10 protein-coding genes are annotated in these 13,947 nt (G+C 73.8%); all 10 read right to left on the bottom strand.

Annotated features, from left to right (window positions below; all coding sequences use genetic code 11):
* Positions 1-41: 41 nt before the first annotated feature.
* The 10 genes from QNH85_RS09755 to nuoF all read right to left on the bottom strand — a co-directional run bounded on the left by QNH85_RS09755 (position 42) and on the right by nuoF (position 13,822).
* Complete coding sequence (locus QNH85_RS09755) at positions 42-1,046, bottom strand: polyprenyl synthetase family protein (RefSeq protein ID WP_282946109.1); 1,005 nt, start codon at positions 1,044-1,046, stop codon at positions 42-44.
* A gap of 89 nt (positions 1,047-1,135) precedes the next feature.
* Positions 1,136-2,911 (bottom strand): NADH-quinone oxidoreductase subunit NuoN, encoded by a 1,776-nt coding sequence (nuoN, locus tag QNH85_RS09750; RefSeq protein WP_282946108.1) that lies wholly within the window; start codon positions 2,909-2,911, stop codon positions 1,136-1,138.
* On the bottom strand, positions 2,908-4,500 hold the full coding sequence (locus QNH85_RS09745) for an NADH-quinone oxidoreductase subunit M (protein WP_282946106.1): 1,593 nt from the start codon (positions 4,498-4,500) through the stop codon (positions 2,908-2,910). The genes nuoN and QNH85_RS09745 overlap by 4 nt, the downstream gene beginning before the upstream one ends.
* Positions 4,501-4,510: 10 nt before the next feature.
* The gene (gene nuoL, locus QNH85_RS09740) at positions 4,511-6,424 is read right to left on the bottom strand and encodes an NADH-quinone oxidoreductase subunit L (protein WP_282946249.1); all 1,914 of its coding nucleotides are present in this window, start codon (positions 6,422-6,424) and stop codon (positions 4,511-4,513) included.
* 16 nt (positions 6,425-6,440) lie between these two features.
* Positions 6,441-6,740, bottom strand: a complete 300-nt coding sequence (gene nuoK / locus QNH85_RS09735) for an NADH-quinone oxidoreductase subunit NuoK (protein ID WP_213284122.1) — start codon at positions 6,738-6,740, stop codon at positions 6,441-6,443.
* Positions 6,737-7,660 (bottom strand): NADH-quinone oxidoreductase subunit J, encoded by a 924-nt coding sequence (locus QNH85_RS09730; RefSeq protein ID WP_282946105.1) that lies wholly within the window; start codon positions 7,658-7,660, stop codon positions 6,737-6,739. Before QNH85_RS09730 ends, nuoK begins: the two co-directional genes overlap by 4 nt.
* The gene (gene nuoI, locus QNH85_RS09725) at positions 7,657-8,418 is read right to left on the bottom strand and encodes an NADH-quinone oxidoreductase subunit NuoI (RefSeq protein ID WP_428830388.1); all 762 of its coding nucleotides are present in this window, start codon (positions 8,416-8,418) and stop codon (positions 7,657-7,659) included. Before nuoI ends, QNH85_RS09730 begins: the two co-directional genes overlap by 4 nt.
* The gene (gene nuoH / locus QNH85_RS09720) at positions 8,411-9,796 is read right to left on the bottom strand and encodes an NADH-quinone oxidoreductase subunit NuoH (protein WP_282946104.1); all 1,386 of its coding nucleotides are present in this window, start codon (positions 9,794-9,796) and stop codon (positions 8,411-8,413) included. Before nuoH ends, nuoI begins: the two co-directional genes overlap by 8 nt.
* Positions 9,793-12,420, bottom strand: coding sequence for an NADH-quinone oxidoreductase subunit G (locus QNH85_RS09715; RefSeq protein WP_282946102.1), 2,628 nt, complete (start codon positions 12,418-12,420; stop codon positions 9,793-9,795). Before QNH85_RS09715 ends, nuoH begins: the two co-directional genes overlap by 4 nt.
* A 52-nt stretch (positions 12,421-12,472) precedes the next feature.
* A complete protein-coding gene (gene nuoF, locus QNH85_RS09710) occupies positions 12,473-13,822 on the bottom strand; it encodes an NADH-quinone oxidoreductase subunit NuoF (protein ID WP_282946100.1) in 1,350 nt (449 codons plus the stop codon).
* Positions 13,823-13,947: the final 125 nt, after the last annotated feature.

Below are 13,947 nucleotides of genomic sequence, written 5' to 3'. Positions count from 1 at the left end.
GCGGGTCGCCGCCGTCCCGGCCGCGGTCCCGCGGCGGTGGCTCAGGACGCGCGGTTGACCAGCGCGTCGGCGAACGAGACGAACGACTCCTTGACCGGCCCGTCGGGCAGCGGCGCGAGCAGGTCGACCGCCTCCGACACCAGCGTCAGGGCCCGCTCGCGGGTCTCGTGGACGACCGGGTGCGCGCTGAGCGCCGTGACGACCTCGGCCAGCACCAGGTCGTCGGAGAGGTCCCCGTCGAGGCGCGCGACGAGGGCCACGTCGTCGGGGTCGCCCTCGGCGGCGGCGCGCTCGCGCAGCAGGAGCACCGGCATGGTCGGCACGCCCTCGCGCAGGTCGGTGCCGGGGGTCTTGCCCGACACGACGCCCTCGGACGCGAGGTCCAGCACGTCGTCGGCGAGCTGGAACGCGACGCCGATCCGCTCGCCGAACGCGGCGACGGTCTCGACGACGTCCGGCGCGCAGCCGCCGTACATCGCGCCGAGGCGCGCGGACGTGGCGATGAGCGAGGCGGTCTTGTCCGCCAGCACCTGGAGGTAGTGCTGCACGGGGTCGCCGTCGTCGCCGGGGCCGATGGACTCGTGCAGCTGGCCGAGGCACAGCCGCTCGAAGGTCCCGGCCTGGATGAGCACGGCCTCCGGCCCGAGGTGCGCGACGGTGGTGGACGCGCGGGCGAACAGCAGGTCCCCGACGAGGATCGCGACGTTGTTGCCCCACACGGCGTGCGCGGCGGGCGCACCGCGGCGCATCGGCGCGGAGTCCATCACGTCGTCGTGGTACAGCGAGGCGAGGTGCGTGAGCTCCACGACGACCGCGGCGTCCAGGACCTCCTCGCGCGCGCCGTCGCCGAGCTCCGCCGCGAGGAGCGTGAGCAGGGGGCGCAGCCGCTTGCCGCCGGCGTTCGAGAGGTGGTGCGCGACGTCGTCCACGAGCGGGTCGGCGTACTCGACGGCGGAGCGCAGCCGCTCCTCGACGCGGTCGAGGCGTCCCGCGATGCGCTCGGCGAGCACGGGGTCGGCGAGCGGCAGGGTGGTCGGGGATGTCACGGGACGAACCTATCTGGCCCGACGGGCCGGAGCAGAACCGACGCGGCCGCCGCCCGCCCCTGGGTGGGGGCGGGCCGGCGGCCGCCCGGTCACGGGAGGAGCTGGGCCACGCCGTCGATCGCGTCGAGGACCGGGCCCGGGAACACGCCGAGCGCGACCGTGAGCAGCGCGCAGACGGCGATCGCCACGACGGCGAAGCCCTGGGACGTGACCACGACCGCGGCGGGGCGCTCGGCGTCGTCGGTGCCGTCGTCCGTCCGCGGGCCACCGCCCGGGCTGGTGAAGAACATCAGCACGATGATCCGGACGTAGAAGAACGCCGCCGCCGCCGAGGCCAGCACGCCGACCACCGCGAGCGGCCAGGCGCCGCCCTCGACGGCCGCCGTGAAGACCGCGAACTTGCCGGTGAAGCCCGCGGTCAGCGGGATGCCCGCGAACGACAGCAGGAACAAGGCGAACGTCGTGGCGAGGGCCGGGTTCGTGCGGCCGAGACCGGCCCACTGCGACAGGTGCGTGGCCTCGCCGAGCACCGGGCCCGCGGGCTCGACCGGGTCGTGGCCGGCACCGGGCGCCGCGGCCGCGGTCCCGTCGCCGGAGGCGGTGCCCGCGACGTCGACGGTGCTGCCGACGGCGCCGCCGGTGACCGCCGGGGCGCCCGCGGACGCTCCCGCGCCGACCAGGGCCGGCTCCCGCGCGGCCGCGGACCGGACGGCACCCCGCTCCCGCACGAGGGACACGATCCCGAACGCCCCGATGGTCGCGGCGCCGTACGCCAGCAGGTAGAACAGCACCGCGGTGATCCCGGACTGCTCCAGGGCCACGACGCCGGTCAGCACGAACCCGGCGTGCGCGATGGACGAGTACGCGAGCACCCGCTTGATGTCGGTCTGCACGAGGGCGACGACCGTGCCGACGACCATCGTGGCGATGGCGACGGTCCACATCATCGGCTCGAGGTCCCACCGCAGGTCCGGCAGCACCACGTAGAACACCCGCAGCAGCGCGCCGAACGCGGCGACCTTGGTGCAGGCGGCCATGAAGCCGGTGATCGGGGTGGGCGCGCCCTGGTACACGTCGGGCGTCCAGGAGTGGAACGGCACCGCGCCGACCTTGAACAGCAGGCCGACGAGCACCAGCAGGGCACCGGCGAGCAGCAGCCCGTCCATGCCCGTGACCGTGCGGACCGCGTCGGCGATCTCGACGTACCGGAGGGACCCGGCGAACCCGTACAGCAGGGCGATGCCGAACAGCAGCAGCGCGGACGCGAACGACCCGAGCAGGAAGTACTTCATCGACGCCTCCTGGCTGAGCAGGCGGCGCCGGCGCGACAGGCCGGTCAGCAGGTACAGCGGGAGGGACAGCACCTCGAGCGCGATGAACAGCGTCAGCAGGTCCCCGGTCGCGGGGAAGATCAGCATGCCGCCGGTGGCGAACAGGACGAGGGGGAAGACCTCGGTCTGCTGCAGCCCGGCGACGCGCGCGGCCTCCTCGTAGCCGGAGCCCGGCACGGCGGCGCCCTGCGGCGCGAACGCGTCCTCGCCGGTCTCGGTGCGGTCGGCGATCACGAGGACCGCCAGCAGCGCGAGCAGCGCGGTGGTGCCCTGGAGCACGAGCGTCGGGCCGTCGACCAGCAGCGAGCCGCCGAGCACGTCGGTCCCGCCGGTGTCGGCGACGTCGTCCCAGAGGGCCGCCACGGCCACAACGGCCCCGGCGAGCGCGAGGAGGGTCAGGGTGAGCTGCACGGGCCGGCGGAACCGGCGGGGCACGAGCGCCTCGACCAGCACGCCGACCACCGCGGCGCCGAGCACCAGGAGGACGGGCGTGAGCTGGGCCCACGCGATGTCGGGCACCGTGAACGCGCTCACTGCTCGCTCCCCTCGTCGTCGCCGGAGACGGCGATCGGGACGTCCTGCGCCGGGGCGTCGGTCACGCCGACCTGCCCGACGGTCTGCACGGCGGGTTCGTCGACCAGCCGCAGGGCCGGTGCCGGGTAGAAGCCGAGCACCAGCATGATCGCGATCAGCGGGCCGACGACCCACCGCTCGCGCGCGCCGATGTCCCGGGTCGCGGCGAGGTCCGGGCGCACGGGCCCGGTGAACACCCGCTGGTAGGTCCACAGCACGTAGATCGCGGCGAGCACCACGGCGACGACGGCGACCACCGCGGCCGGCCGGTTGCTCGCGAACGTGCCGACGACCACCAGGAACTCCGACACGAACGTCGACAGCCCCGGCAGGGACAGCGCCGACAGGCCGGTGACCAGGAACGTGCCGGCGAGCACCGGGGTGACCTTCTGCAGGCCGCCGAAGTCCTCGATCCGCGCGGACCCGCGCCGGGCGGCGAGGAAGCCGACCAGCAGGAACAGGGCGCCGGTGGAGAGGCCGTGGTTGACCATGTAGAACGACGAGCCCGCGACCGAGGTCGACGTGAAGGCGAAGATGCCCAGCACGATGAACCCGAAGTGCGAGACCGACGTGTACGCCACCAGCCGGAACAGGTTCTGCTGGCCGATCGCCAGCAGCGCCCCGTAGAAGATCGACACGACGGCGAGCGCGATGACCACCGGGGCGGCCCAGCGCGACGCGTCGGGGAACAGCGGCAGGCAGAGGGTGAGCATCCCGAAGGTGCCGACCTTGTCCAGGACGCCGACCAGCAGCGTCGAGGTCCCGGCGGGCGCCTGCTCGGCGGCGTCGGGCAGCCAGGTGTGCACCGGGAACATCGGGGCCTTGACCGCGAACGCGACGAAGAACGCGACGAACAGCCACCGCTCCGTCCCGGCCGGCATGTCGAGCCCCGTGAGGTTCTCCGTGAGGAAGCCCTCCTCCCCGCCGGGGCCCTGCAGGTACAGGCCGATCACGCCGGCCAGCATGATGAGCCCGCCGGCGAGCGAGAACAGCAGGAACTTCACGGCGGCGTACCGCCGCTGCGGGCCGCCGAACGCGCCGATCATGAAGTAGACCGGGATGAGCATCGCCTCGAACAGCACGTAGAACAGGAACACGTCCCGGGCGGCGAACACGGCCACCATGAACGAGGTGAGCACGAGGACGAGCGCGAGGTAGTGCCGCAGGCGGTCGGTCGGCACGGTGTCGCTGCCCTGCTCGCGCCACGCCGCGAGGATCACGACCGGGACGAGCAGGACGGACAGCAGCACGAGCGCGAGGCCGACGCCGTCGACGCCGACCGCGTAGGAGACGCCGAGCTGCGGGATCCAGCCGTGCGTCTCGGAGAGCTGGTGCACGGCCGCCGCGCCGGTGTCGAACGCGAGCAGCGCGCCCACGCCGAGGGCGACCTCGACCAGGGAGGCCCCGAGCGCGATCTGCCGGGACAGCCGGCGCGCGCCGCCGGGCAGCGCCCAGAGCACGAGCGCGCCGACCAGCGGCCACACGATCAGGAGGGTCAGCCACGGCACGTCGGCGGACAGCGCCGTGGTCGCGAGAGCGGGAGAACTCATCAACTTCCCCTCAGATCCGAGGTGCCAGGACGACGGCGGCGAGCACGACCAGGCCGAGCAGCATCGTGGCGGCGTACTGGCGGGCGTAGCCCGTCTGCACCTTCCGCACGAGCTCCCCGATCCCGACCGTCAGGCGGCCGAGGCCCGTGAACGCCCCGTCGACCGCGGTGCGGTCGCCGTACACGAGCGAGCGGGTCAGGTGCCGGCCGGGCTCGACCAGCACCGCGTCGTTCACGGCGTCCTGGTACAGGTCGACGCGCGCGGCGCGGGTGAGGGCGGAGCCGGCGGGCGCGGTCTCGGGGACCGGCAGCGACGCGTACTGCCGCCAGGCGAGCGCGAGGCCGGCCGCGACGAGCACGAGCGTGGCGACCTGGATGACCGGGACCGGCAGCACCGGCTCGTGGTGCTCGGCGTGCCCGGTCACCGGCTCCAGCCAGGTGGTGAAGCCGCCGCCGAGCTGGAGCACGAAGCCCAGCGCGACGGAGCCGACGGCCAGCACGATCATCGGGACGGTCATGAGCGCCGGGGACTCGTGCGGGTGCGGCTCGTGGCCGGCCTCGTCGGTGGTCCAGCGCTTCTGCCCGTGGAACGTCATGAAGAACAGGCGCGACATGTAGAACGCGGTGATCCCGGCGCCGATCAGCGCGACCGCGCCGAACAGCCAGGCCCGCCACTCCCCGCCGGCCTCCGGCACGACGAACGCGGACTCGATGATCTTGTCCTTGCTCCAGAAGCCGGAGAACGGCGGGACGCCCAGGATCGCGAGCCAGCCGGCCCCGAACGTCACCCAGGTGATGACCATGTACTTCCGAAGGCCGCCGAACCGGCGCATGTCGGTCTGGTCGTCCATCCCGTGCATGACCGAGCCGGCCCCGAGGAACATCCCGGCCTTGAAGAAGCCGTGCGTGACCAGGTGGAAGATCGCGAACGCGTACCCGACGGGGCCGAGCCCGGCGGCGAGCACCATGTAGCCGATCTGCGACATGGTCGAGGCGGCGAGCGCCTTCTTGATGTCGTCCTTCGCCGAGCCGATCACCGCACCCATGAGCAGCGTGATCGCGCCGACGATCGTCACGACGAGCTGGGCGGTCGGCGCCCCCTCGAACACCGGGGCGGACCGCACGATCAGGTAGACGCCGGCGGTGACCATCGTCGCGGCGTGGATGAGCGCGGACACCGGCGTGGGGCCGGCCATCGCGTCGCCGAGCCAGGACTGCAGCGGGAACTGCGCCGACTTGCCGCACGCGGCGAGCAGCAGCATGAGGCCCATCGCGGTGAGCGTCGCGGTCGAGGCCAGCCCGCCCTCGACGCCCGCGGCCACGGAGTCGAAGTCCACCGCGCCGAAGGTCGCGAACATGAGCATCAGCGCGATCAGCAGGCCGACGTCGCCGATCCGGTTGGCGACGAACGCCTTCTTCGCGGCCACGGCGTACGGGGTGTGGTGGTTCCAGAACCCGATCAGCAGGTACGACGCGAGGCCGACGCCCTCCCACCCGACGAACAGCAGCAGGTAGGAGTCGGCGAGCACCAGGATCAGCATCGCCGCGATGAACAGGTTGAGGTACGCGAAGAACCGGCGGCGGGCCGCGTCGTGCGCCATGTAGGCGACCGCGTAGACGTGGATGAGCGTGCCGACGAAGGTCACGAGCAGCACGAACGTCAGCGACAGCGGGTCGACGCGCAGCCCGGCGGCCAGGTCGAACCGGCCCGCGGAGATCCAGTCGAACAGGTGCACGTCCAGCACGCGCTCCTCGGCCGGCCGGCCCACCAGGTCGGCGAGCAGCAGCGCGCCCACGACGAAGGACGCGGCGGACGCCAGGACGCCGAGCCAGTGCCCCCAGCGGTCGGAGCGCCGCCCGAGCAGCAGCAGCACCGCCGCGCTCGCGAGCGGCACCGCCACCAGGAGCGGGGCGAGGGAGTTCAGATCGGACACGGTCCCCTCAGCTCTTCAGCAGGTTGATGTCGTCGACGGAGGCCGACTTCCGCGTGCGGAAGATCGACACGATGATCGCCAGGCCGACGACCACCTCCGCCGCGGCGACGACCATGACGAAGAAGGCCATGACCTGGCCCGTCAGGTCGCCGTGCAGCCGCGCGAAGGTGACCAGCGCGAGGTTCGTCGCGTTGAGCATGAGCTCGACGCCCATGAAGACGATGATCGCGTTCCGGCGCAGCAGCACCGTCGCGGCGCCGAGCGTGAACAGGATCGCGGACAGCACCAGGTAGTTCGTCAGCGTCACGGCTGGGTCTCCGTCCGGGTCGAGCCCGAGCCGAGCTGGATGTCGGCCTGGGGCCCGGTGGTCGTGCCGGGGGGTGCGGCGGGCGGGCGGGGCTCGTCCTCGGCCGCGCCCAGCAGGGCGTCGGGGTCGGCGTCGGGCACCGCGGCGGCCTCGCCCCGCTCCGCGAGCACGGCGGTCACCGCGCGGCGGTAGGTGTCGGCGCGGTACTCCGCGGTCCCGGCCTCCTGGCCGCGGATGCGCAGCACGCGCGGCACGGAGTCCTCGATCGGGTCGCCCTGCGGGTCGAGCGCCGGCACGTCCATCGCGTTGTGCCGGGCGTAGACGCCGGGCGCGGGCAGCGGGGTCAGGCGCGACCCGGCGGCGACGCGGGCGGCCGCGCGCTCGGGCTGCTTCACGACGGGCCGCAGCCGCTGCCGGTGCGTGAGCACCAGCGCGCCGAGCGCCGCGGTCACCAGCAGGGCGCCCACGACCTCCAGGCCGAACACGTGCTGGCCGAAGATGATCCGCGCGACGCCGACCGGGTTGGTGTCGGCGTTGGCCGCGGACAGCCCGACCGCGTCGGGGTACACCGCGCGGCTGACGACGCCGACGAGCACGACGCCCAGCCCCAGGGCGGCGATCCAGCCGATCCAGCGCTGGCCGCGGATGGTCTCGACGAGCGAGTCGGACGCGTCGACGCCGACGAGCATCAGCACGAACAGGAACAGCATCATCACGGCGCCGGTGTACACGACCACCTGGACGACGCCGAGGAACGGCGCCTCCTGCGCGACGTACAGGAACGCGAGCGAGATCATCACCGTGATCACGCACAGCGCCGCGTGCACGGCCTTGCGGGTGAACAGCAGGCCCGTCGCGGCGAGCACCATGATCGGCGCGAGGACCCAGAACAGGACCGACTCGGCGGTGGACGGGGTCATCGGCCCTCCTGCCCGGTGGGAGCGGTGGGAGCGGCGGCGGGCGCGCCGGCCCGGGCGCGGGCGGCCTCGAGCGTCTCGTCCTCGGGGCGGTGCTCGGCGACCCAGTCGACCTGCGCGGGCGTCGGCGCGGTGACCTCGCCCGTGTAGTACTCGGTGTCCGTCGTGCCCTCGACCATGGGGTGCGGCGCGGCGAGCATGCCCGCGGCGAGCGGGGCGAGCAGGTCCTGCTTCTCGAAGATCAGGCCCTCGCGGGTCGGGCCCGCCAGCTCGAACTCGTTGGTCATCGTGAGCGCGCGCGTCGGGCAGGCCTCGATGCACAGGCCGCAGAAGATGCAGCGCAGGTAGTTGATCTGGTAGACGCGGCCGTACCGCTCCCCCGGCGAGAACTGCTCGTCCGCGGTGTTGTCGGCGGCCTCGACGTAGATCGCGTCCGCCGGGCACGCCCAGGCGCACAGCTCGCAGCCGATGCACTTCTCGAGCCCGTCGGGGTACCGGTTGAGCTGGTGCCGGCCGTGGAACCGCGGCTTCACGGGCGCGGTCTCGAACGGGTACTGCTCGGTGACCGTTCGGCTGAAGAAGTTCTTCAGCGTGACGCCGAACCCCGCGGCGGGCGCGAGGGCCTCCGCCGCGGCGCTGCGCTTCGGGATGAGCGACCGGTACGGGCGCGGGGCCGGGGTGCCGACCTCGCGGCCGCCGGTGCGGTCGACCTGGTCGTGGCCCGCGGCCGGGCGCACGGACTTGTCGGGCGTGTCAGCCACGCGGCACCTCCTGGGTGGGGGACCCGGGCGCGTCGCCCTGGTCCGGGTCGCCGGCGGCGGGACCGCCGACGAGTGCGGGGGACGCGGGCTCCTGCGCCTGCCGCCGCAGCGCGCGCGGCGACGGGGGCAGGGCCTGGCCCGGCAGGGGCGGGACGGGGAAGCCGTCGGCGAAGGCGTCGAACGGCTCGTCCGCGCGGCTCCGCTCCGGCTCGGGCTTCTTCTCGGGGATGAGGAACGACACCAGCACGGCCAGGACGATGACGCCGGCGAGCACGAACATCAGCGTCCGCAGGTCCATGTCGCCGAACTGCCGCACGCCCTGGACGACCGCGACGCACACCAGCCACACGAGCGCGGCCGGGATGAGCACCTTCCAGCCGAACTTCATGAACTGGTCGTACCGGAACCGCAGCAGCGTGCCGCGGATCCACACGAACAGGAACATGAACAGCCAGACCTTGGCGACGAACCACAGCAGGGGCCACCAGCCGGTGTTGAACATCCCGTCGTTGATCGCCGAGATCGGCCACGGGGCGCGCCAGCCGCCGAAGAACAGGGTGGTCGCGACGGCCGAGACGTTCAGCATGTTGATGTACTCGGCCAGGAAGAACCACGCGAACTTCATCGACGAGTACTCGGTCGTGTAGCCGCCGACCAGCTCACCCTCGGCCTCCGGGAGGTCGAACGGGAGCCGGTTGGTCTCGCCGACCATCGAGATCACGTAGATGACGAACGCCGGGGCGAGCGGCAGCGCCCACCACCAGGTCGACTGCGACGCCACGATCTCGGACGTCGACATGGACCCGGCGAGGATGAACACGCTCACCAGGGACAGGCCCATCGCGAGCTCGTAGGAGATGACCTGCGCGGTGGACCGGACGGCGCCGAGCAGCGGGTAGGTCGAGTTCGACGACCAGCCGCCGAGGACGATGCCGTACACGCCGACCGACGCGCACGCGAGGATGTAGAGGATCGCGACCGGGAAGTCCGTGAGCTGCAGCGGCGTGACGACCCCGAAGATGCTCACCTCCGGCCCGAACGGGATGACCGCGTACGTCAGCAGCGAGCAGAACACCGCGATGAACGGCGCGACGATGTAGACGAGCTTGTCCGCCGCCTTGACGGTGACGTCCTCCTTGAGCAGGAGCTTCATCGCGTCGGCGAGGGACTGGAACAGGCCGAACGGGCCGTGCACGTTCGGGCCGGGACGCAGCTGCATCCGCCCGACGACGCGCCGCTCGAACCAGATGGCGATGAGGACGCTGGTCAGCAGGAACACCAGGATCCCGACGGCCTTGAGCACCCAGACCCAGAACACGTCCTCGCTGAAGTCCGCGGCGCCGCCGGTCGCGGCGGCGGCGTGCAGCACGGCGGTCATGCGGGGACCTCCTCGGTGGTGGCGGTGCCGGCGGGCGCGACCCGGACCAGGTCGCCGGGCAGCGCGCGCAGCGCGTCCCGGACCTGGCTCGCGCCGGAGGCGGTCGGCAGCCACACCACGTGGTCGGCCATCGGCGTCACCACCGCGGGCAGCGTGATCGACCCGGCGTCGGTGGTCACGGTCACGTCCGCGCCGTCGAGCACCCCGGCCGCGGCGGCGGTCGCGGCGGACAGCCGGGCGACGGGCCGCTTGGCGGTGCCGGCCAGGAACGGCTCGCCGTCCTGCAGCCGGCCGGAGTCGAGCAGGAGGTGCCAGGTCGCGAGCACGGCGTGCCCGGGGGCGACCGCGGGCGGCTCGGCGTGCGGCACGGCGGGGGCGGGCACGCGGGCGCCGTCCCAGTCGCCGCGCAGCGCCTCTGCGTCCGCGTGCACCTCGGCGATGGTGCGCAGCCCGAGGGTCACACCGAGCTCGTCGGCCAGCGCGTCCAGCACGCGGTGGTCCGGCATGGCCGTCGACGTCAGCGCCTGCGGGAACGGCCGCGGGCGGCCCTCCCAGGTGACGAACGTGCCGGGCCGCTCCACGGGCGGGGCGACGGGCAGGACCACGTCGGCGAGCGCCGTGACCTCCGACTCCCGGACCTCGAGCGACACGACGAACCCGGCGGCGGCCAGGGCGGCCCGCGCGGCGGCGGGGTCCGGCAGGTCGCGCACGTCCACGCCGCCGACGACCAGGCCCCCGAGGGTCCCGTCGGCCGCGGCCGCGAGGATCGCGCCCGTGTCCCGGCCGGGCTCGGCGGGGAGGTGCTCGACGCCCCAGGCGGCGGCGACGTCCACCCGCGCCTCGGGGTCGGCGACCGGGCGGCCGCCGGGGAGCAGGGTGGGCAGGGCGCCGGCCTCGACGCCGCCGCGCTCGCCCGCGCGGCGCGGGATCCAGGCGAGCCGGGCGCCGGTGCGCTCGGCCAGGCGCAGGGCGGCGGACAGGCCGCCCGGCACCGCGCCGAGCCGCTCGCCGACCAGGATCAGCGCGCCGGCGGCGCCCAGGGCGGCCGCCGTGTCGGCGAGGTCGCCGGTGCCGATCGCGTCCAGGACCTCGGGCTCGGTGCCCGGGGCGGCGCTCAGCAGCGTGCCGTCCAGCCGGTCGAGCCCCCGGGACGCGAGCGGGGCGACGGCGACGACCTTCGTCCGGCCCGCGACGACGCCCTTGCGCAGGCGCAGGAAGACGACGCCCGCCTCCTCCTCGGCCTCCAGGCCGACGAGCAGCACGGTGGGCGCGGCCTCCAGGTCGCGGAACGTGACGCCGAGCCCGGTGCCCGCGACGGCGTGCCCGAGGAACGCGAGCTCCTCGTCCGAGTGCGGGCGGGCGCGCAGGTCGACGTCGTTCGTGCCGAGCACCACGCGGGCGAACTTGCCGTACGCGTAGGCGTCCTCGACGGTCAGGCGGCCGCCGGGCAGCACGCCCACGCCGCCGGCCGCGCGGGCCTGCTCCAGGCCGTGCGCCGCGACCTCCAGGGCCTCGGCCCAGGAGGCGGGGTGCAGCTCGCCGCGGGAGCCGTCGGCCGCGCGGTCCCGCACCAGCGGGGTCGTGACGCGGTCCGCGGCGGACTGCCAGGTGAAGGCGAACCGGTCCTTGTCGGTCACCCACTCCTCGTTGACCTCCGGGTCGTCCCCCGCGAGGCGGCGCAGCACGACGCCGCGCCGGTGGTCGACCCGGATCGCCGAGCCGGACGAGTCGTGCTCGCTCACGCCGGGCGTCGACACCAGGTCGAACGGGCGGGCGCGGAACCGGTACGCCGCGCCGGTCAGCGCGCCGACCGGGCAGATCTGGACCGTGTTGCCGGAGAAGTACGACGCGAACGGGCTGCCCGACTCGTCGTCCTCGCTGGGGCCGACGGGGATGTCCGCGCCGAGCAGCACCGGCTCCGAGAACGACAGCCGGTCGGCGTCCTCCGCGGTGCCGTCGTCGGCGCCCGCGAACCCGAGGACGTCGGCGTCGAACCGCCCGATCTGCTGCATCGCCCCGCGCTTCTGCAGGTCGATGAACGGGTCGCCCGCGATCTCGCGCGAGAACCGGGTGCAGCGCTGGCACAGGATGCACCGCTCGCGGTCCAGCAGGATCTCGGTGGAGATCGCGATCGGCTTCGGGAACGTGCGCTTGACGTCGACGAACCGCGAGGTGCTGCGGCCGTTCGACATCGCCTGGTTCTGCAGGGGGCACTCGCCGCCCTTGTCGCAGACCGGGCAGTCGAGCGGGTGGTTGATGAGCAGCAGCTCCATCACGCCGTGCTGCGCCTTGTCCGCCTCGGCGGAGGTGCGCTGCGTCCGGACGTCCATGCCGGGGGTCGCGGTGAGGGTGCACGAGGCCTGCGGCTTCGGCATCTTCGCCACCTTGCCGTCGCGGCCCGGCGCCCAGACCTCGACCAGGCACTGCCGGCACGCGCCCGCAGGGGCGAGCAGCGGGTGGTCGCAGAACCGGGGGATCTGGATGCCGAGCTGCTCGGCGGCGCGGATGACCAGGGTGCCCTTCGGCACGGTCGTCTCGATGCCGTCGATGGTGAACGTGACGCCGTCCGTCGGGGCGGGCGGCGTCGCGCCGGTCCCGGCGGGCTTCGGTGCGGTGACGGTCATCGCGGGGCCCCCGCGAGATCGGGAGCGCAGCGAGCGATGTCGTGGGGTGTGATCATGCGTGGGCTCCCGCGAGCTGGCCCGCGCCGGAGCGGCGGGGCGTGTAGGGGAAGAGGGCCGAGCGCTCCGGCGGGAACAGCACGTCCGCCGGGGTGTGCGTCCCGGCCTCGAACTCCTCCCGGAAGTACTGGATCGCCGAGGTGATCGGGCTGGTCGCGCCGTCCCCGAGGGCGCAGAACGCCTTGCCGAGGATGTTGTCGCACAGGTCGAGCAGCAGGTCGATGTCGCCCGGCGTGCCCTGCCCCGCCTCGAGCCGGCCCATCACCTGGGTCAGCCAGAACGTGCCCTCGCGGCAGGGGGTGCACTTGCCGCAGGACTCGTGCTTGTAGAACTGCGTCCACCGCGACACGGCCTTGACCACGGACACGGTCTCGTCGAACACCTGCAGGGCGCGGGTGCCGAGCATCGACCCGGCGGCCCCGACCTCCTCGTAGGTGAGCGGCACGTCGAGGTGCTCCGCGGTGAAGATCGGCGTGGACGAGCCGCCCGGGGTCCAGAACTTCAGCTCGTGGCCCGCGCGGACCCCGCCGGCCATCTCGAGCAGCTCGCGCATGGTGATGCCGAGCGGCGCCTCGTACTGGCCGGGGCGCGCGACGTGGCCGGACAGCGAGAACAGGCCGTGGCCCGGGGACCGGTCGGTGCCCATCGTGCGGAACCAGTCGGACCCGCCGACCAGGATGCCGGGGACCGAGGCGATCGACTCGACGTTGTTCACCACGGTCGGGCGCGCGTAGAGGCCGGCGACCGCGGGGAACGGCGGCTTGAGGCGCGGCTGGCCGCGCTTGCCCTCGAGCGAGTCGAGCAGCGCGGTCTCCTCGCCGCAGATGTACGCGCCGGCGCCGGCGTGCACGGTGACGTCCAGGTCGTACCCGCTGCCCAGGACGTTCTTCCCGAGGTAGCCCTGGGCGTAGGCCTCCTCGACCGCCTTGAGCAGCCGGCGGTAGACGTGCACGACCTCGCCGCGCAGGTAGATGAAGGCGTGGTGGCAGCCGATCGCGTACGACGTGATCGCCACGCCCTCGACGAGCACCTGCGGGTCCGCGAGCATCAGCGGGATGTCCTTGCAGGTGCCCGGCTCGGACTCGTCCGCGTTGACCACGAGGTAGCGGGGCCCGCCGTCCGGCGCGGGCAGGAAGCCCCACTTCATGCCGGTGGGGAACCCCGCGCCGCCGCGGCCGCGCAGGCCCGCGTCCTTGACGGTCGTCACCACGTCGGCGGCGTCCATCGTCAGGGCCTTGCGCAGGCCCGCGTACCCGCCGTGCGCCTCGTACGTCGCCAGCGTCCAGGGGCGCTCGGCGTCCCAGCGGTCGCTGAGCACCGGGGTGAGGGTCGTCGCGTCGGCCATCAGGACTCCTTCGGCGTCTCGGACGGGGTGCCGGCCGGCTCGCTCGTGTCGTCGGCCCGCTGCTCCGCCTTCTCCTGCTCGGCGGTGCGGTCGGCGGCGCCGGCCGCGGGGCGGTCGACGCTGGA

The organism is Cellulomonas endometrii, assembly GCF_949769265.1.
In the GTDB taxonomy this organism is placed as follows: Bacteria; Actinomycetota; Actinomycetes; order Actinomycetales; family Cellulomonadaceae; genus Cellulomonas; species Cellulomonas endometrii.
This window is presented reverse-complemented; position numbering and strand designations above follow the sequence as displayed.